General features: G+C 58.6%; 18 protein-coding genes. 9 read left to right on the top strand and 9 right to left on the bottom strand.

Annotated elements, in window-relative coordinates; translation table 11 throughout:
• The first annotated feature begins 1 nt into the window (after nucleotide 1).
• The 5 genes from BS626_RS04295 to rmf all read left to right on the top strand — a co-directional run bounded on the left by BS626_RS04295 (nucleotide 2) and on the right by rmf (nucleotide 5872).
• Complete coding sequence (locus tag BS626_RS04295) at nucleotides 2-1918, top strand: ABC transporter ATP-binding protein (protein WP_075181170.1); 1917 nt, start codon at nucleotides 2-4, stop codon at nucleotides 1916-1918.
• A 19-nt stretch (nucleotides 1919-1937) separates the two neighbouring features.
• A complete protein-coding gene (pqiA, locus tag BS626_RS04290) occupies nucleotides 1938-3206 on the top strand; it encodes a membrane integrity-associated transporter subunit PqiA (RefSeq protein ID WP_075181169.1) in 1269 nt (422 codons plus the stop codon).
• The gene (gene pqiB / locus BS626_RS04285) at nucleotides 3193-4836 is read left to right on the top strand and encodes an intermembrane transport protein PqiB (protein ID WP_075181168.1); all 1644 of its coding nucleotides are present in this window, start codon (nucleotides 3193-3195) and stop codon (nucleotides 4834-4836) included. Before pqiA ends, pqiB begins: the two co-directional genes overlap by 14 nt.
• Entirely contained in the window at nucleotides 4833-5405 is a 573-nt protein-coding gene (pqiC, locus tag BS626_RS04280) for a membrane integrity-associated transporter subunit PqiC (protein ID WP_075181167.1), read from the top strand. The genes pqiB and pqiC overlap by 4 nt, the downstream gene beginning before the upstream one ends.
• Nucleotides 5406-5704: 299 nt before the next feature.
• Nucleotides 5705-5872 carry a ribosome modulation factor gene (rmf, locus tag BS626_RS04275; RefSeq protein ID WP_075181166.1) on the top strand — a complete coding sequence of 56 codons (168 nt, stop codon included), beginning with the start codon at nucleotides 5705-5707 and terminating at the stop codon, nucleotides 5870-5872.
• A gap of 73 nt (nucleotides 5873-5945) precedes the next feature.
• Here the strand turns inward: rmf and fabA are convergent, their stop codons facing one another.
• Together fabA and BS626_RS04265 are read right to left on the bottom strand one after the other, a co-directional pair.
• The gene (gene fabA, locus BS626_RS04270) at nucleotides 5946-6470 is read right to left on the bottom strand and encodes a 3-hydroxyacyl-[acyl-carrier-protein] dehydratase FabA (RefSeq protein ID WP_075181593.1); all 525 of its coding nucleotides are present in this window, start codon (nucleotides 6468-6470) and stop codon (nucleotides 5946-5948) included.
• Between the two features lie 66 nt (nucleotides 6471-6536).
• Complete coding sequence (locus BS626_RS04265) at nucleotides 6537-8294, bottom strand: Lon protease family protein (RefSeq protein WP_075181165.1); 1758 nt, start codon at nucleotides 8292-8294, stop codon at nucleotides 6537-6539.
• Nucleotides 8295-8478: 184 nt separating this feature from the next.
• On the opposite strand from BS626_RS04265, the gene matP reads away from it, so the two are divergent.
• On the top strand, nucleotides 8479-8943 hold the full coding sequence (matP, locus tag BS626_RS04260) for a macrodomain Ter protein MatP (RefSeq protein ID WP_075181164.1): 465 nt from the start codon (nucleotides 8479-8481) through the stop codon (nucleotides 8941-8943).
• Nucleotides 8944-9050: 107 nt separating this feature from the next.
• On the opposite strand, the gene ompA is transcribed toward matP, so the two are convergent.
• Both ompA and sulA read right to left on the bottom strand, forming a co-directional pair.
• Nucleotides 9051-10118 (bottom strand): porin OmpA, encoded by a 1068-nt coding sequence (ompA, locus tag BS626_RS04255; protein ID WP_075181592.1) that lies wholly within the window; start codon nucleotides 10116-10118, stop codon nucleotides 9051-9053.
• A 353-nt stretch (nucleotides 10119-10471) separates the two neighbouring features.
• Nucleotides 10472-10984: an SOS-induced cell division inhibitor SulA gene (gene sulA, locus BS626_RS04250; protein WP_075181163.1), complete on the bottom strand. Its 513-nt coding sequence runs from the start codon at nucleotides 10982-10984 to the stop codon at nucleotides 10472-10474.
• A gap of 212 nt (nucleotides 10985-11196) precedes the next feature.
• Between sulA and BS626_RS04245 the strand changes: the two genes are divergently transcribed.
• Nucleotides 11197-11835: a TfoX/Sxy family DNA transformation protein gene (locus BS626_RS04245; protein WP_075181162.1), complete on the top strand. Its 639-nt coding sequence runs from the start codon at nucleotides 11197-11199 to the stop codon at nucleotides 11833-11835.
• Nucleotides 11836-11847: 12 nt separating this feature from the next.
• On the opposite strand, the gene yccS is transcribed toward BS626_RS04245, so the two are convergent.
• On the bottom strand, nucleotides 11848-13983 hold the full coding sequence (yccS, locus tag BS626_RS04240) for a YccS family putative transporter (protein ID WP_075181161.1): 2136 nt from the start codon (nucleotides 13981-13983) through the stop codon (nucleotides 11848-11850).
• Nucleotides 13984-14000: 17 nt separating this feature from the next.
• Complete coding sequence (locus BS626_RS04235) at nucleotides 14001-14447, bottom strand: YccF domain-containing protein (RefSeq protein WP_075181160.1); 447 nt, start codon at nucleotides 14445-14447, stop codon at nucleotides 14001-14003.
• 119 nt (nucleotides 14448-14566) lie between these two features.
• Between BS626_RS04235 and helD the strand changes: the two genes are divergently transcribed.
• The gene (gene helD / locus BS626_RS04230; protein WP_075181159.1) at nucleotides 14567-16621 is read left to right on the top strand and encodes a DNA helicase IV; all 2055 of its coding nucleotides are present in this window, start codon (nucleotides 14567-14569) and stop codon (nucleotides 16619-16621) included.
• Nucleotides 16622-16623: 2 nt separating this feature from the next.
• On the opposite strand, the gene BS626_RS04225 is transcribed toward helD, so the two are convergent.
• On the bottom strand, nucleotides 16624-17100 hold the full coding sequence (locus tag BS626_RS04225; RefSeq protein WP_075181158.1) for a methylglyoxal synthase: 477 nt from the start codon (nucleotides 17098-17100) through the stop codon (nucleotides 16624-16626).
• Between the two features lie 70 nt (nucleotides 17101-17170).
• Nucleotides 17171-17812: a DUF2057 family protein gene (locus tag BS626_RS04220; protein ID WP_075181157.1), complete on the bottom strand. Its 642-nt coding sequence runs from the start codon at nucleotides 17810-17812 to the stop codon at nucleotides 17171-17173.
• Between the two features lie 187 nt (nucleotides 17813-17999).
• On the opposite strand from BS626_RS04220, the gene BS626_RS04215 reads away from it, so the two are divergent.
• Nucleotides 18000-18455, top strand: a complete 456-nt coding sequence (locus tag BS626_RS04215) for a CoA-binding protein (protein WP_075181156.1) — start codon at nucleotides 18000-18002, stop codon at nucleotides 18453-18455.
• Here the strand turns inward: BS626_RS04215 and hspQ are convergent.
• Nucleotides 18430-18747, bottom strand: coding sequence for a heat shock protein HspQ (gene hspQ / locus BS626_RS04210; RefSeq protein WP_075181155.1), 318 nt, complete (start codon nucleotides 18745-18747; stop codon nucleotides 18430-18432). The two genes, BS626_RS04215 and hspQ, sit on opposite strands and share 26 nt — an antisense overlap.
• Nucleotides 18748-18759: the final 12 nt, after the last annotated feature.

Below are 18759 nucleotides of genomic sequence, written 5' to 3'. Positions count from 1 at the left end.
AATGTCGTTAATCAGTATCCACGGAGCGTATCTCTCATTTAGCGATGCGCCACTGCTCGACCACACCGAGCTGCATATCGAAGAAAACGAGCGCGTCTGCCTGGTAGGCCGCAACGGCGCCGGCAAATCGACGCTAATGAAAATCATCAATGGCGAACAGCCACTGGATGATGGCCGCATCATTTACGAACAGGATCTGATTGTGGCGCGCCTGCAGCAGGATCCACCGCGCAACGTCGCCGGCAGCGTATATGACTTTGTTGCCGAAGGGGTGGCCGAGCAGGCGGAGATCCTGAAGGCTTACCACGCCATCTCCCACACGGTGATGGACGATCCCAGCGAAAAGAACCTGAACGAAATGGCGCGCCTGCAGGCGATCCTCGATCATCAGAACCTGTGGCAGCTCGACAGCCGCATCAGTGACGTACTGGAGAAAACCGGACTGAATGCCGATGCGGCGCTGTCATCGCTCTCCGGTGGCTGGCTGCGTAAAGCGGCGCTGGCGCGCGCGCTGGTCAGCAATCCGCGGGTGCTACTGCTCGATGAGCCGACTAACCACCTCGATATCGAAACCATTGACTGGCTGGAAGGGTTCCTCAAAACGTTCACCGGCAGCATTATTTTTATCTCTCACGATCGCGCATTTATACGCAATATGGCTACGCGCATCGTCGATCTCGATCGCGGAAAGCTGGTGTCCTGGCCGGGAGATTATGAACAGTACCTGCTGGGGAAAGAGGAAGCGCTGCGGGTAGAAGAGCTGCAGAACGCTGAATTTGACCGCAAACTGGCGCAAGAGGAAGTGTGGATCCGCCAGGGGATCAAAGCGCGACGAACCCGTAACGAAGGGCGGGTGCGGGCGCTGAAGGCCCTGCGTCGCGAGCGCGCCGAACGCCGTGAAGTGATGGGCAAAGCGAAAATGCAGGTGGAAGAGGCGAGCCGCTCCGGCAAAATCGTCTTTGAACTGGAGCAGGTGAATTACGCGATCGCAGACCGTACGCTGGTGCGCAACTTTAGCATTCAGGTTCAGCGCGGCGATAAGATTGCGCTGGTGGGTCCTAACGGCTGCGGCAAAACTACGCTACTTAAGTTGATGCTTGGGCAGCTACAGGCCGACAGCGGGCGCGTCCACTGCGGGACCAAACTGGAAGTCGCCTACTTCGATCAGCACCGCGCCGAACTGGATCCGGACCGCACGGTGATGGATAACCTGGCCGAAGGCAAACAGGAAGTTCTGGTCAACGGTAAGCCGCGGCACGTGCTGGGTTACCTGCAGGATTTTCTGTTCCATCCGAAGCGCGCAATGACGCCGGTGCGCGCCCTGTCCGGCGGTGAGCGTAACCGTCTGCTGCTGGCGCGCCTGTTCCTCAAGCCCAGTAACTTATTGATTCTGGATGAACCGACAAATGATTTGGATGTCGAAACGCTGGAGCTGCTCGAAGAGCTGATTGAGGATTACCAGGGGACGGTGATGCTGGTGAGCCACGATCGTCAGTTCGTCGATAATACCGTAACCGAATGTTGGATCTTCGATGGTGCAGGCAATATTGGTAATTTTGTCGGTGGCTATCACGATGCCCAACAGCAGCGTCAGGCCTGGAGTGCCCTGCGTCAGCCGACGAAAGCGACCCTGGGGGAAGCGGAGAAACCCGCCCCGACGCGCAGCGAGCCGGCCAAAAAGCCGGCGGCGAAGCTGAGCTATAATCTACAGCGCGAACTGGAACAGCTGCCGCAGCAGCTGGAGCAGCTGGAGGAGCAGATTGCTGCGCTGCAGGCGCAGATGTCCGATGCCGATTTCTTCAGCCAAAGCCATGACCTCACGCAGCCGGTGCTGGATGCGCTGAGTGAAGCCGAACAGGCGCTGGAGACGGCGTTTGAACGCTGGGAATACCTGGAGTCACTCAAACAGAGTCAGTAACCGGAGACGTTAAGACACTATGTGTTCATCACATCGAACAGAACACTGGATGCTCTGCCCGCAGTGCGATCTGATGACACAGTTGCCAGAGATTGCGCCGGGCAGCAAAGCCCGCTGCCCGCGCTGTCATACCACGCTGGTCAGTCGCTGGCACGCGCCGCGTACCCGTCCGACCGCCTATGCATTGGCGGCGCTGTTTATGCTGCTGCTGGCCAATCTGTTCCCGTTCGTTAATATGCGGGTGCGCGGCCTCAGCAGCGAAATTACACTGATGCAGATCCCGCAGGTGATGGTGGGCGACGATTACAGCAGCCTGGCGACGCTGTTTCTGCTGTTTGTGCAGGGAGTACCGGCGTTTTGCATGCTGGCGATCCTGCTGCTGGTGAATCGGATAACGCTGCCGGCAGCACTGCAGCGCCAGCTGGCGCGGGTGCTGTTCCAACTGAAAACCTGGGGCATGGCGGAGATTTTTCTCGCTGGCGTTCTGGTGAGCTTTGTCAAGCTGATGGCCTACGGCGATATTGGCGTGGGTAGCAGCTTTATTCCTTGGTGTCTGTTCTGCGTGCTGCAGCTGCGCGCCTTTCAGTGTATTGATCGACGCTCACTGTGGGCGCGGGTGGCGCCGCTGCCGGCGCTCAACCAGGCACCGCAGGCGGGGCGCAGCGGGCTTCGACAGGGGCTGCGTTCCTGTCGCTGCTGCACGGCGATCTTGCCGGCGCAGCAGACGGTATGTCCGCGCTGCGGCACGCGCGGCCACGCCCGACTGAAACACAGCCTGCAGTGGACGCTGGCGCTGCTGCTGACCTCGGTAATGCTCTACATACCGGCTAATCTGTTGCCTATCATGATAACCGAAGCGCTCGGTAACAGCATGGGATCGACAATCATGTCCGGCGTGGTGCTGCTCTGGAGCGACGGCTCCTGGCCGGTGGCGCTGGTTATCTTTATCGCCAGTATTATGGTGCCGTCCCTGAAAATGATTGCGATTGCCTGGCTATGCTGGAATGCCGACGGGCGAGGCCAGCGCGACGGTGAAAAAATGCACCTGCTGTATGAGGTCGTGGAATTTGTTGGCCGCTGGTCGATGATCGACGTATTTGTGATTGCCGTGCTGTCGGCACTGGTAAGAATTGGCCGATTAATGAGTATCTATCCGGCGCCCGGCGCGCTGCTGTTCGCGCTGGTGGTGATCCTCACGATGTTCGCCGCGATGACCTTCGATCCGCGGCTGACGTGGGATCGGGTAAGTGATGTAAAACATAAGGAGTCTGGCGTTGACGGACAATAACCAGGGCGTTGCTAAAGTTGAGACCATCAAACGGTGGTCACCGGTGTGGATTTTCCCCATCGTTACCGTGCTGATTGGCGCCTGGATCCTGTTTTGGCACTACAGCCACCAGGGACCAGAAGTCACGCTGATAACCACCAATGCCGAGGGCATTGAGGGGGGGAAAACCGCCATCAAAAGCCGCAGCGTAGACGTGGGCATCGTTGAAAGCGCTGAGCTGTCAGACGATTTGCACCATGTAAAAATTAAAGCGCGTTTGAACTCGGGCATGGAAAAACTGCTGCACGGTGACAGTGTGTTTTGGGTCGTCAAGCCCACCATTGGCCGGGAAGGGGTCACCGGGCTCGGCACGCTGCTGTCCGGGGCCTATATTGAACTGCAGCCCGGCGCAAAGGGTGAGGCGCCGGGGCACTACCAGCTGCTGGATTCTCCCCCGCTGGCGCCGCCGGATGCCAAAGGGATCCGTATTGTGCTCGACAGTGAGAAGGCCGGCCAGCTTAATCCGGGCGACCCGGTGCTGTTCCGCGGTTATCGCGTGGGCTCCGTGGAAACCAGCACCTTCGATCCTACCCGCCGCGCGATGCGCTATCAGCTGTTTATCGCCGCGCCTTACGACAGCCTGATCACCACCAACGTCCGCTTCTGGAAAGACAGTGGGATTGCTGTTGAAATGTCCTCTTCCGGAATGCGCGTTGAAATGGGCAGCCTGACTACGCTGTTTAGCGGTGGCGTCAGCTTTGATGTGCCGAAGGGCTTTGACCTCGGCAAGCCGGTGGAAAATAATGCCCAATATCGTCTGTTTGACGATCAGCGCAGTATTCAGGATTCACTCTATACCGCGCATCGCGACTATCTGCTGTTCTTTAGCGAATCGGTGCGCGGTCTGCAGGCGGGAGCGCCGGTAGAGTTTCGCGGTATTCGTCTGGGGACCGTAGCGCAGGTGCCGGTGCGGCTCGAGGGGATCTCGCAGAAGCTGGATAATGATTACCGTATCCCAGTGCTTATCCGTATCGAACCTGATCGCTTCAGAGCGTACCTCGGCAAGAATTTTGACTTCGAGCAGCATCTGAAAGAGGCAAAAGCGCGTGGCCTGCGGGCGTCGTTAAAAACCGGCAACTTGCTGACCGGCTCGCTCTATATTGACCTGGATTTCTACGAAAAGGCTAAACCTTATACTGGTCCGGGCGCGCTGGCGGGCTATGAGATCATCCCGACCGTGAGCGGTGGACTGAGCCAGATTCAGCAGAAACTGATGGATGCGCTGGATAAAATCAACGCGCTGCCGCTTAATCCGATGATCAATCAGGCGACGTCGACGCTGGCAGAAAGTCAGCGTACGCTGCGTGAGCTACAGAAAACTCTCGACAGCGTTAACCAAATCACCGCCAGCCCGGCGATGAAGGCGCTGCCGCAGGATATGCAGCAGACGCTGCACGAGCTGAACCGCAGTATGAAAGGCTTCCAGCCAGGCTCACCGGCTTACAGCAAGCTGGTTGGCGATATGCAGCGGCTGGATCAGGTCCTGCGCGAGCTGCAGCCGGTCCTGCGCACCCTGAATAACAAGAGTAATGCTCTGGTATTTGAAGCGCCGCAAGGCAAGGATCCGCAGCCGAAGAGGGCAAAACAATGATCAAATGGTGGCCTGTCGCAACCGTCATGCTGGTAGCGGCCTGTAGCAGCACGCCGGAAACGCGCTATTATCAGCTGCCGGCAGCCAGTGTCTCTATCGGGGTGAACCAGTCGCCGGCGGCGGCGCGCAGCCTGTGGATAGAGCAGGTAACGGTACCCGATTATCTGGCGGGGAACAGCGTGGCGTTTCAAACCAGCGAGGTTCGCTATACGCTGGCGCAAAACAACCAGTGGGCCAGCCCGCTGGACCAGATGCTGAAGCAGACCCTGATCAGCAACCTCAGTGCGATGCTCCCCGGCAGGCTGGTGACCGGCACGGTGCTCGGCGAGCACGATACGGTTAACGTTACCGTTACCGGCTTTCAGGGGCGCTATGATGGCTATGCGGTGATCAGCGGCGAGTGGCTATTGCAACAGCAGGGGCGCTGGATAAAACAGCCGTTCAGCCTGACGCTACCGCAGCAGGAAGATGGCTATGATGCCCTGGTGGCCACCCTGGGTCAGGGATGGCAGCAGATTGCGCGCGATATCGCGCGCGCATCGATCTCATCGCCGGTGGGGCCACCCTGATGGCGTAAAGTTTACGCAACAAATGTGCATAAATGTGTGAGTCGCCGGGCCACCGCGGTAGAGCAGTCTGCCGGGGGCTGGCGATTTTTTTATTGTTAATCATGCTGTTATAAAACAATGTGCCCTTTCAACCGGTTAGGAGAACGCTGTCTCCTGCCTCACATTTATGACATGCTTATGACGATTGCGCATTGATCTTTGTGTCCAGAGGAGGTAGATCTTAAGCGTGGTTGCTCAGGAAGTAATCACTGTTTTCTTTCCACCAGATTCACTCAGACCGAAGAAGAGGGAAAAGAGGCATGAAGAGACAGAAACGCGATCGCCTGGAACGGGCACATTCGAAAGGTTATCAGGCGGGTATCAGCGGACGCTCTAAAGAGATGTGTCCCTATCAGACCCTTGAGAGCCGCTCCCACTGGCTGGGAGGTTGGCGACAGGCCATGGAAGACAGGACGGTATTTGCCTGATCCACTGTGTTCATGTCAAAAAAACCTCCGCCGCGGCGGAGGTTTGCATTGTGCTTCCGGTTGCTTCCGGACATTAAAATGCGCTGGTGTCTTTAAACAGGCCCACTTTCAGGTCGGTTGCGTTGTAGATAACCTGACCATCCACCAGCACTTCACCATCGGCCACACCCATCACCAGCTTGCGGTTAATGACGCGTTTAAAGTGGATGCGATAAGTCACTTTTTTGGCGGTAGGCAGTACCTGGCCGGTGAACTTGACCTCGCCCACGCCCAGCGCGCGGCCTTTGCCCTCTGCTCCCAGCCAGCCTAAATAGAAACCAACCAGCTGCCACATGGCATCGAGGCCGAGGCAGCCGGGCATGACCGGATCGCCAATAAAGTGGCAGTCGAAGAACCACAGGTCAGGGCGAATATCCAGCTCGGCTTCCACGTAGCCTTTATCAAACAGACCGCCGGTCTCGGACATCTGAACGATGCGATCCATCATCAGCATATTGCCAGACGGCAGCGGCGGGCCGCCAGCGCCGAACAGCTCGCTGCGGCCGGAGGCGATAAGGTCTTCTTTCGCGTAAGACGATTTACGATCTTTCTCGGACATGTTTTCAAAGCCTTTTTTTAATGAACCCTGGAGATTAGCTAACAGCTGTACGCTGAACAACTCCGATCAGTTCTGGTTAAACCAGTTTAGCCAGCGCAGGGGCCACGGGCGCGGCCGCGGATCTTGCTGGCTGATTTGCGTAATACGCTCCTGAATGGTCGCCAGCAGCGAGGGCTGGCCCTCATCGGCGCGCCAGGGCTGATCCGTCAGCAGCGCGATGGCGTCATCCACCTGTTCCACGGCCCACAGATGAAAATGGCCTTCGCGTACGGCATCCACCACATCGTCGGCCAGACAGAGCTGGCGCACGTTGCTGGCCGGGAGAATAACGCCCTGTTGGCCGGTAAGCTCCCGCTGCTGGCAGATACGGAAAAATCCTTCAATCTTTTCATTCAGGCCGCCAACGGATTGCACGCGGCCAAACTGATCGACCGAGCCGGTAACCGCAATCGACTGGCGCAGCGGCTGCTGCGCCAGTGCGCTGATCAGCGCACAGAGCTCCGCCAGCGACGCGCTGTCGCCATCGATTTCGGCATAAGATTGCTCAAATACCAGCGAAGCGGAGAAGGGCAGCTGTTGTTCCAGCTCCAGTTCGGCCATCAGATAGGCCTGCATGATCATCATGCCCTTGGCGTGAATGTTTCCGCCCAGTTCGGCTTTGCGCTCGACGTCGTGAAACTCCCCGTCACCAACGTGCACCACGCAGCTCAGACGGCTGGGTTCACCAAACGGTCGGGGGTGACCCGGAAAATCGACCACCGACAGGCCGTTGACCTGGCCAATGGCGTCCCCCTCGGTCTCAATGCGGATCTGCTCCAGTAAGATATCGTCGCGGATACGTTCGCTCAGGTAGCTCTCCTGCCACTCCCGGGTGGCCAGTGCCAGCCGCAGCGCTTCACCGTTCAGGGCCTCACCGGCCTGAAGCGTATCGCGCAGCTGGCGCAGTATCCACGCCGGTGCCAGCGGCAAAATTGCCTGATCGCCGGTGTAGCGGACGCCTTCGCGCAGCAGTACCGGCCAGAAATCGGGGGCAATGGGCGGCAGCTGCTGCCAGTGTGCCAGAGTATGTATCCACTGGCACCAGGCGGACGCAGTATCCTCGTCCGCCAGTAGCAGGTCATCTTCGAATTCCGTGTAGATGGCCACTGCCGCCAGCTCCGGTTCTGACTCCTGAAAGTCGGCGAGCGCGTCGCGATCGCCGGTCAGGATCAGCCGGATGTGCAGCGGCATGGGGGCGATCTCTACCGGCAGCGGTCGCCGCTCGTCCGGGGACAGCCAGACGAACTGCTGTTGAGCAACCGCTTCGCGCAGGCGCAGCCACAGCCGTGGCTGCGCCATCAGCGCGCGAATCGAGAGGATCAAGGTGCCGCCGTTGGCGCGGTGTAACAGACCGGGCTGCAGGTGGTAGCCCTGCGGCGTAGGACGTGCGTAACCGAACAGCTGCGCCTCTTCAATCCAGTCAGCGTACTGAATCGTTCCACGGGGGGCGATAAACTCGCCGGCGCTACCGCGAGCGGCGGCGGTAAACCGGAAGGCGGCGCCGTCCCACTCGTAGGTACCGCCGCACGGTACGGAGCTGGCGGGCGCCGTGGCGGCCAGAATCGGCTTGAGCAGAGCGTGGGCATCACGGTGCTCTGCACATTTTATCAGCAGCAGCGGAAAGGGTGCCGCGGTGCGTTGTAGCTGGTTCAGGCTCTGTAACAGGCGAGGTTGTACCGCCGCCACGTTATCAATGTCTGCTCCGTTCCATGGCGGCTGGAAGCACGCATCAAGGACGTCGGTATCGGGTAACAGAGACTGCCATTCAAGTCTTTTATCGCGCAAAATAATCGTATTTTTCTGAATTAGTAAAGTCGTCGATTATACAGGATTTCAGGCAGGTACGCATCGTAGCACGGGTTTTGTTCAATCAGGACGCTTCAGCGGGGTCCAGGCCCCGATTTTTGGGGCGGCAGCAGACAAAAAAGCTGTTATTCTTAGCTGGTTACGGGGTCACGAAGGGATCAAGATGAAATATCAGCAACTTGAAAATCTTGAATGCGGCTGGAAGTGGAAGTATCTGGTAAAAAAGCATCGGGAAGGTGAGCGCATTACCCGCTATCTCGAACTGAGTGCTGCCCAGGATGCGGTAGAAGCACTGCTGGCGATGGAAAACCGCCCCACCGAGGTGACGCGCTGGATTGATCAACACATGAATCCGGCGCTGGTGAATCGGATGAAACAAACCATTCGCGCCCGACGTAAGCGGCATTTTAACGCAGAACATCAACACACGCGTAAAAAGTCGATCGATCTGGAGTATCTGGTTTGGCAGAGACTGGCCGGGCTGGCCCAGCGTCGCGACAGTACGCTATCGGAAACTATCGTCCAGCTTATTGAAGACGCGGAACGCAAAGAGCAGTACGCCAGCCAAATGTCGACGTTGAAGCAGGATTTAAAAGCCATTCTGGGTAAGCCGGGAACCGACGGCTAGCATTGACCGCCCTGCGCGCGGCATCGCGGTGCGCGAGAGCGACTGGCCTGTGGGCCAATAAAAAACCCCGCCTGAGCGGGGTTTTTTTATCATCACAACGTGATTACTTAAGCCGCCGGCTGAGTAACAACGTCTTTGATGCCTTTAACTTCGATCTCAACGCGACGATCCGGTGCCAGGCAGTCGATCAGAGCAGCACGGCCCTTCACGCTGTCACAGGTGTTGCCGGTGACCGGGTTAGATTCACCCATGCCACGTGCGGAGATTTTGTTAGCCGGGATACCTTTGGAGATCAGGTAATCCACCACGGACTGAGCACGTTTCTCAGACAGTTTCTGGTTGTAAGCTTCAGAACCGATGCGGTCGGTGTAGCCCAGAACCACGACAGAACCGTCTTTCGGATCCATGGAGCTCAGCTGAGAGTACAGCTGGTCCAGCGCCTGCTGGCCTTCCGGCTTCAGGGTCGCTTTGTTGAAGGTGAACAGGACGTCAGACTTCATGGTGAAGCGCTTGGTCTGTACAACCGGAGCCGGTGCCGGAGCCGGAGCCGGAGCCGGAGCTGCGTCGTCCTGACCGAAGCGGTAGGACAGGCCAACGCTCAGCATGCTGTTATCAGGACGCGCACCTACGGTACCAGCGTCACCGATGTTGTTCACCCACTGGTAGTCCAGACGGGTTGCCCAGTTTTTGTTCAGTGCGTACTCAACGCCCACGGCCGCCAGCGGAGAAACGCCGGTGTCGTGATCGCTGATGCGGTTACCGCCAACAACCTGCTGGGTAGCATCAGCACGCCAAACCATACCACCCAGACGGGTGTAGATATCCAGATCGTCAGTGATCGGATAGCCCAGTTTAGCGGCCAGCTGAATGCCCTGAGCCTTGAACGCGCCGTTTACGCGCTCGCCTTTGTTCGGCATACGGCCCAGCCAGTCGTAGCCCAGCTCGAAGCCCAGGTACGGGTTAGCCTGGTAACCCAGGAATGCGCCAGCGCCCAGCTGATTTTCGTGGCTCGGGCCGTCGTTGTCCTGATAACCGTTACCGTAGTAACCTTTGTCGTGGTACTGAGACCAGCCCAGTTTACCACCGGTATACCAGGTGTCGTCTTTCGGAGCGGCCTGCGCTACGGTAGCGAAGCCAGCCAGTGCCACTGCAACTGCGATAGCTGTCTTTTTCATTTTTTGCGCCTCGTTATCATCCAAAATAGGCAAGGAGCTCAATGTGAGCTCTTGGTTGTAATCCTTCGCCGGGTTGCACGCTCTGCATTGTGACTCTCTCAACATGATGAGGTTATAGAGCACCCTGGCGAACTAAAGTCTACAACGTAGTAGAAAACTTACAAGTGAGATGTCGTGAGGAGTGTCAAAAATTTAGCCGGGTAGACACATTTTATTACATCTTCGGCGGAACTTTCAGCGATACCGCGGAGTCTGTGCCAGGGCGAAAACCCTTATCCCACGCGCCAGTCGCGGGCGCGCTGCCTATTTTTTAATCAGCCCGCACGCGGGCTCAGAGCGTTCGAAATTTTTACTTAATGATACAAAACAGACTGAATTATTGCGGCATTGAGGGGTCTGTCATGCTCCGCATCCCCGGGATGGGGGCGCATAATCAACCCTAAACTCCCCCCTGTTGCGGCGGCATCGTCTAAATCCTGCCGCGCCTGAGGTGAAATATCCCCATCTATCCAGCACAGTACCACGCTGAAATTACCGGTTTTTAACGCTTTAATCATCGCATCAATGGAATTGATGCCTGCGGCACTCTCCTGCGGGAGCTGCATCACTTTGCCGACGTTAAGGCCCGCCTGCTCAAACCATTCGCGACGCAGTTTATGCGGAGGGGTAAGCCAGAGTTGCCAGCGTGACTGGTGGGCCAACTGCTGCAACAGCGGCAGTAGCAGCATCTGCGAGATACCCGGCCGCTGCGGATGATAAATCACTTCGCTGACTAAACCTCTGCCCGTGAGTGACGTGGCCGGCTTGCAGGATGGGGCTGCAGGCGTGGTTGGAGCAGGCTGACGGTGTGAGTGATGAGTATGCATAAGTGATCGCTCATAGTGTTAACTGTATGGATGTACAGTATAGGCTGTGTGCGCAAAGATCAATCTGTTTTTGAAAGTGCCTCGCAAATTATCAACACAATTGCCGTTTCCGGATGGATAGTGATTGATGCGTTTACCGAGATTCATTATGTTTTCGAGTTAGAGGGAACTGACGAACATTCATGCTCTTACATACAAAAGGAGAACGTAGTATGGAATCCAGGGATCGTATTGCACAGTCGCGTCGCTGTCTGGCCGCATTGGGTAAAGTGGAGACGCGCACGCAGTTTGGCGGTTACAGCCTGTCGGTAGAAAAGCGGGTTTTCGCCGTGGTATCAGAAGGCGAGCTGTACCTGCGAGCGTGTGAAGAGACCCAGCCGTGGTTTCGCGAGCGTAAAATGACGCCGCTCATTTTCCGCAAGCGGGGCGTGCCCGTACAGCTGAATTATTATCAGGTAGATGAGTATCTGTGGCAGCAGCCGGATACGCTGCTTGCCCTGTCCCGGCTATCGCTGAACGGGCTGAAAAAAGAGGCACTGCAGCGCCAGCGCAACCGACAAATCAAAGATCTGCCCAATATGGGGCTGAAAATGGCCCAGCGGCTCAGTGAGGTGGGCATCAACACCATCGACGCGCTGCGCGAGCTCGGCGCTAAACGCAGCTGGCTGCGACTGCATCAGTCAAATCCGCAGCTGGGTATCAATACGCTGCTCGCGCTGCAGGGGGCGATCAGCGGTCAGCACCGTGCGGCGCTGCCAGGTGAGGTGGTCAGTGAACTGACGCAGTGGTATCAGCAGGCGATCGCCGCCCCGCGGCGACCGGGCCTGCATGAATCTCCGCCTGGCCCCTAACGCTAGCGCCATTCAGGTGGGAGAGGGCAGATTTTTTCGCAGGGTAACAATCCGCGGCAGCAGCGCCACCAGCAGTCCAAGCTGCTGCAGCATCAGTGGCGCATCAGAAGCGCTGCTGCTGGCCAGGGCGCGCTGAATCTTGTCGCCCAGTTCGCTGACCAGCCTGTGTGCCTGTTCATCATCCACCTCTTCACCCAGCACACCATCAATGTAACAAACCGCCTCATCCAGTAAGGCCAGCAGCTCGGGCTGGTCTATCTGTTCGCGGTGGGCGCCCAGCGTGGAGACGTAGCTGAGCAGCGAGTGGTTCAGCGCCAGCAGGGCGAAGGCCCGCTCTTTAATGCTCTCTTCCACGCGCTTATCCGCTCCCAGACCGGCCACAACTGACGCAAATTCTGCGTTACTGTTGTGCGCATCGCGACGGGCTATGCGGTAGTCGAGACGATTATCCCGCCCCTGGTGGTACTGCACCAGAATCGCATCGAGATAGCGGCAGTTGGCGCTAAGCGCCCGATTGAGCACCGCCGGCAGCTGGCGAAACTTCCAATCGGGCCAGATCCAACTGACCGCCATCCAGGCGATAGCACAGCCAATCAGGGTATCAATCACCCGCGGCAGGGCCACTTCAAACCCCTCTCCGAGCAAATTGAAACAGAACAGCACCAGCAGCGTGATAAACAGCGTCGCGTGAGCGTACTGTACGGTGCGAAAAGCGAAAAACAGTACGCCGGTAACGATGATCAGGATCTGCTGTCCCTCAACCGACGGCACCAGCCACAGCAGCGGCAGGCCGAGTGCCACCCCGGCCAGCGTACCCAAAATGCGCAGGGCCAGTCGCCGCTGCGTGGCACTGTAGTTAGGCTGGCAGACAAACAGGCTGGTCAGCAGGATCCAGTAGCCGTGCTGCAGGCCGGTCAACTGTATCACTGCGTAGCCCACGCAGAGTACCAGTGACATCCGCGTCGCGTGGCGGAACAGCGGCGACTGCGGCGTCAGGTGGCGGCTCAGCCGCAGCCGAATATCGTGCCAGCCGGTGAGTCCCTCACTGGACAGGCGATGCTCTTCGCTCTCGGGAAGCGCCTCCAGCTGTTCGGTTTCGATGGTGGCCAGCTGGGCGTCGATTGCCTGCAGGTTGTGCAGCAGAAACTCCAGGGCTTGGATCCCGCTGCGGCTGGGATTGGCGGCTTTCAGCTGTGCCAGCGCGTCCTGTAAGTGGCTAAAACTGCGCTCAAAGCGCGGATTGTGTTGATAGGGTTCGCGGACCAGCAGCGCGTGCGCCAACTGGCGACACGCGGCAGCCTGCATATTCAGGATGCGCTGAAAGCGAAACAGGATATCGGTGAAGCGGAAATCAGCGCGCAGCTGCTGATAGCGCACGTGGGCGGAGCTGGCGCGCTCGTGGATATCCTGCGCGACGAAATAGTAGTGCAGCGTGCGGCGAGTGCCGCGCTGGCCGCGGTCGCCGCGCAGGCGGGACTGAATCGACGCTTTGGTTTGATTGAGCGTGCTGACCAGCTCGCGGTTGGCCATTGCGACGTCCACCAGTGCGCTATCATCCTCATCGGGCGCATCCGGATCAAACAGCGTAGCTTTGGCATCGAGATACAGCGCCAGCTGCTGCCAACAGCGGGCAAGATTTTCCTGCAGCGGTCGAATCGGAAACAGCAGGTGCCCGCAGAGCGTTAGCAGGTTATACCAGATGGCTCCGGTCAGTAGCAGCGCCGGCTGCAAATACCATTGGGCAAACAGATGAATACCCAGCATGGTATAGACAGCAATCAGTAGCGCGCCAAAGGCGATGGTGGCGTAGCGCTGTCCCAGTGCGCCGAGCAGGATAAATCCCCAGCTGGACAGCGCCAGACCGACGATAAACGCCAGCGGCCAGTTAAACAGCCACTCGACCGACACCGAGGCGATGCAAAAGCAGATCAGGGTAATGACCAGGTTGCGCAGGCGGCCGGTCAGGCGGTCGTCCAGATCGGCGAGCGCCGCGGCCACGACCCCGAGCGTCAGCGGGATGGTCCAGGCAATCTGACCCGAGAGCCAGGCACCGCCAACGCTACCCAGCAGGGCAAAGAAGATGCGTAAATAGTAAAGCACCGCACTATTCAGCGCAGCGCGGCGAAGTTGCCAGGATAATGTGGACATCTGCGTTTGGTGTCAGGTTAACGAAAACGGTCACGTGCGTTGCGTGCGCGCGCCGCCTGTGCCACTTCAACCGGTACCACCCGACGGCCGACCGGCCACAGGGCAATCGCCGCGATCTTAAAATTGGCGATGCCAACCGGGATGCCAATCAGGCTGATGCACTGAACAATACCGGCGCTGATGTGCACCAGACAGAGCCACCAGCCAAACAGCAAAAACCAAAAAATGTTCAGTACGGTGCCGCCGCCGCTGATCAGGGCATTTTTTCCCGCCGGGTTGAGTTCATCGACGTGAATGGCCTCGTTACCAAACGGCAGCAGCGACAGGCGGGTAATCTCCCAGCAGGAGCGAGTCAGGGGCAGTGTAAAAATGAGCACGATGCTCACCAGCGTGGCGAGCAGCCAGCCCAGCGTGGTCAAAAAACCACCTAACACGAAGTTCAGAATATTCAACACGGTGCGCATGCAGGCGGGCCCTCATTAATGGCTTATCATCTGAAGATTGTAACGTTTTTTTAGGCTGGAGCGCGAATCTTGTGAAGGTTACACTGAAGCGGTGATCCTTTTCCTTCAGACAGGCCGATATGGAACTCAACGCAACGTCACTGGGTAAACATCTGGCGCAACACCCCTACAATCGCGTGCGACTGCTCAGCGCCGGCGTTGAAGTCAGCGGCCCGCGACACGAATACCTGATTCCGTTTAATCAGTTGATCTCTGTCGCCTGCAAGCGCGGTATGGTATGGGGAGAGCTGGAGTTTACTCTCCCGGATGGCAAAGTGGTGCGTCTGCACGGCACCGAATGGCAGGAAACGCAGCGCTTTTATCACTATTTCCAGCGGGTCTGGCAGCAGTGGAGCGACGAGATGAGCGAGGTCAGCGCCGGCGTGCTGACGGCCCAGGGCGATAAGCTACGCGCACTGGACAGCCAGGGCGCGTGGCTCTCACGTCGCGATCTGCCGGCGTTACAGCAGCAGATTGAAGACACGCTGAGCGCGCTGCCGCTACCGCTGGCCAGGCTGGAGAGTTTTCCTGCCTGCGCCGCCGACTACGCTCTGTGCCGGGCATGGCTTCGCGAAGGTGAAGAGAAACGTCGGGCGCGCAACCACAACTGGACGGCGCGGATGCTCGAACAACACGCTGCGTTTTTTGCCACGGTGGAAAGCTCGCCGCTCAATCGCTCGCAGGCCGAGGCCGTGGTGAACGGCGAGTCCTCCGTGCTGGTACTGGCGGGCGCCGGTAGCGGTAAAACCTCGGTGCTGGTGGCGCGAGCTGGCTGGCTACTGCGTCACGGTGACGCCACCGCCGACCAAATCTTACTGCTGGCCTTTGGACGCGAGGCGGCGGCAGAAATGAACGAGCGAATTCAGTCTCGCCTGCAAACCCAGGCGATTACCGCCCGAACCTTTCATGCCCTCGCCCTGCACATCATCGAACAGGGCAGCAGTAAAAAACCGCGCGTTAGCGTGCTGGAGAGCGACGGCGCGCAGCGCCGCGCGCTGCTGATTGCCCACTGGCGCCAGCAGTGCAGCGAAAAGAAAGCGCAGGCTAACGGCTGGCGTCAGTGGCTGAGCGAAGAGTTGGGTTGGACGCTACCGGAAGGCGCGTTCTGGCAGGATGACGCGCTGGCCGCGCGGCTGGCCACGCGGCTGGAGCGCTGGCTAAGCCTGATACGCCTGCACGGTGGCGCGCAGGCGACGATGATTGAGCAGGCGCCTGAGGCGATTCGCGACGGCGTGGCCAGGCGACTGCGGCTGATGGCCCCGCTGGTCAAAGCGTGGAAAACGGCGTTAAAAGAGGAGGGGGCGATCGACTTCTCCGGGCTGATTCACCAGGCGGTCAATATCCTGGAGAAGGGGCGGTTTATTTCGCCGTGGAAGCATATTCTGGTTGACGAGTTTCAGGACATCTCGCCGCAGCGCGCGGCGCTGCTGCACGCGCTACGTCAACAAAATAAACGGGTGTCCCTGTTTGCCGTCGGTGATGACTGGCAGGCGATTTACCGCTTTAGCGGCGCAGAGGTTAGCCTGACCACCGATTTCCATCCCCATTTTGGGGAGGGCGATCGCTGCGTGCTGGATACCACCTACCGGTTTACGACGCGAATTGGCGAAATGGCCAATGCGTTTATTCAGCAAAATCCGCAGCAGCTGAAAAAACCGCTTAACAGCCTGAGCAGCGGTCATAAAAAATCTATCGTGCTGCTGCCCGAGGATCAGCTCGGCGCGCTGTTGGACAAGCTGAGCGGCTATGCCCGCGCAGACCAGCGTATCCTGCTGCTGGCGCGCTATCACCATCTGCGCCCGGCCCTGCTGGATAAAGCCGGCACCCGCTGGCCGCACCTCAATCTGGCGTTTATGACCATCCACGCCAGTAAGGGGCAACAGGCGGATTACGTGATTGTGCTTGGCTTGCATACGGGGCACGATGGCTTTCCGGCCCCGGCGCGCGAGTCACTGATTGAGCAGGGACTATTGCCGACGCCGGAGGCGTTTCCCGATGCCGAAGAGCGTCGGCTGGCGTACGTGGCGATGACGCGCGCCAAAGAGCAAGTGTGGCTGCTGTTCGATCCGACGCGGCCGTCGCCGTTTGTGGCGATTTTCAATCGGCTGGGTATCCCGCAGCTGCGCAAGCCCTGACGTTAGCGCAGCGGGGCGTCGTCCTGAAGGCGCGCCTGCAGATAGCGATCGTAATCGGGAATGGTCACCGGGACCGCAGCGGAAAAAAGCGGCGATCGAACGATGAAATCGGCGGTGGCGCGATTGGTTGCCACCGGAATATTCCATACCGTCGCCAGCCGCAGCAGCGCCTTCACGTCCGGGTCATGCGGCACCGCGTTCAGCGGATCCCAGAAAAAAATCAGCAGATCAATCTCACCCTCAGCGATCAGCGCGCCCACCTGCTGATCGCCGCCCATCGGTCCGCTCAGTAGCGCATTCACCGGCAGCCCGGTGGCCCGTTGGATTAGGTTGCCGGTAGTCCCGGTGGCGGACAGACGATGAGCGCTCAGCAGCGGCTGGTGAGTTTCTACCCAGTGCAGCAGTGACGACTTACAGTGGTCATGCGCCACCAGCGCAATGTGTTTTCGAATCGGGAGGGTACGGGTGGTCTGTTCCATGCAGGATCCCTGACGCCAGCAGGCGGTAAATGCACAATGTGCGCAGAATAGCCTGATCCGCGCGCGGGATTCAACCGGCGCGCAGCGAACGCTTTAGCCGCGACAGACGTTCGCGGGTAGCGCTGTCGATCTGTGCATACCAGCGGGGTAAACGCACACCAAACTCTTCCGACAGGTTGACCAGTCGAACCTCAGTTTTTCCGCTCTGCTGGCTCACGCTTTTCGGGTAGGCAAAGCGCGGCACCGAGGCCTTCTGGCCGGTGCGGTTATAACTGAGCATTGCCTGCTCGACATCGTCACTGTCGATGTGGCGCAGGGTATCGCGGCGGCTGGCAATCATGTCCCCGCGCTCGTCTACCAGCTGGAAGTTGGCGCTGCGGCTAAAGTCCTGGCCTTCACGCAGGGTGGTCAGGCGCGGCAGATGCAGGCTGACGGTTTTTGCCGTGGCGGTAAAGGTGACGATCAGCGGCGCAGAGCGGTATTTTACTGCTTGCCCATTACTGCGCAGCAGATTTTTTTCCACCCGGAATAAAAACTGATGTTCGCCCTTTTCCAGCTCCAGACCCTCTGCGCCCTTGAGCAGGGAGCCGGAAATTTTGCGCCCATCCAGCACCAGAATATCGATTTCCGGATTTAGCTTCAGGGTGCTGGACCAGGCATTGAGCGTCATCAGCAGGGCACACAGGCCTGTAATGAGCAAACGAACGATCATGGTGTCTCCAAAAGCACGCGGCGCATAAGGATGAGGAATGTATCAAAGTCTTTCAGTATGGCAGAACAGTAACATTTGAACATATTTATTTGTGCGATACGTCGGAAAAAACGCATCTTGCGCCCCCGGCGTGGCGACCACGGCGGCGGCTGGCATAGAATCAGTGCATCGCCCAGAGGAGAGCGCTATGAACGATAATGAACTGAAAGACATATTGACCAGCACCCGCACCATTGCGCTGGTCGGCGCCAGCGATAAACCTGACCGGGCCAGCTATCGCGTCATGGCGTATTTACTGACGCAGGGCTATCACGTGATTCCGGTCAGCCCGAAACTGGCGGGGAAAACCCTGCTGGGACAGCAGGGATATGCGACGCTCAGCGCCATCCCGGAACCGGTGGATATGGTGGATGTCTTTCGCCACGCTGACGCGGCGTGGGAGGTGGCGCAGGAGGCGATCGCCATCGGCGCGAAGAGCGTATGGTTTCAGCTGGGGGTCATTAATGAGGCGGCCGGCGTGCTGGCGCATGAGTCCGGACTGCGCGTGGTGATGGACCGCTGTCCAAAAATAGAGATCCCCCGCCTTGGGCTGGAAAAACACCCGACGGGGGTGAGGCTTAATGACGCAGACGCGGAGCGCTGAGCTGCTGGCGAACCCGTGCTGCCAGCTCGTCCAGCGAGGGCTGTTCAGGATGCTCCTCGCTGGCTTCTCCTGACAGCTGGGCCTCGGCCAGATAGGTGTGTACCTGCTGGCCGTCGTCGTCCTCGGTCACAACGTGATACCACGGCGCATCGCGGCGTATCGCGCTGTTTGCCAGCGCTTCCGGGTGAGGATCGTCGAGCGAATACTCCGCGTCCACGTCCACCACCACCCCCAAAAAGCCCAACAGTTTATGCCTGACCTGCTGGCCAATACCAAATTTGCTGGCAATCATGGCGACCTCCTG

The sequence above is a fragment of the Pantoea sp. 1.19 genome (genome assembly GCF_001922585.1).
GTDB lineage: Bacteria > Pseudomonadota > Gammaproteobacteria > Enterobacterales > Enterobacteriaceae > 1-19.
This window is presented reverse-complemented; position numbering and strand designations above follow the sequence as displayed.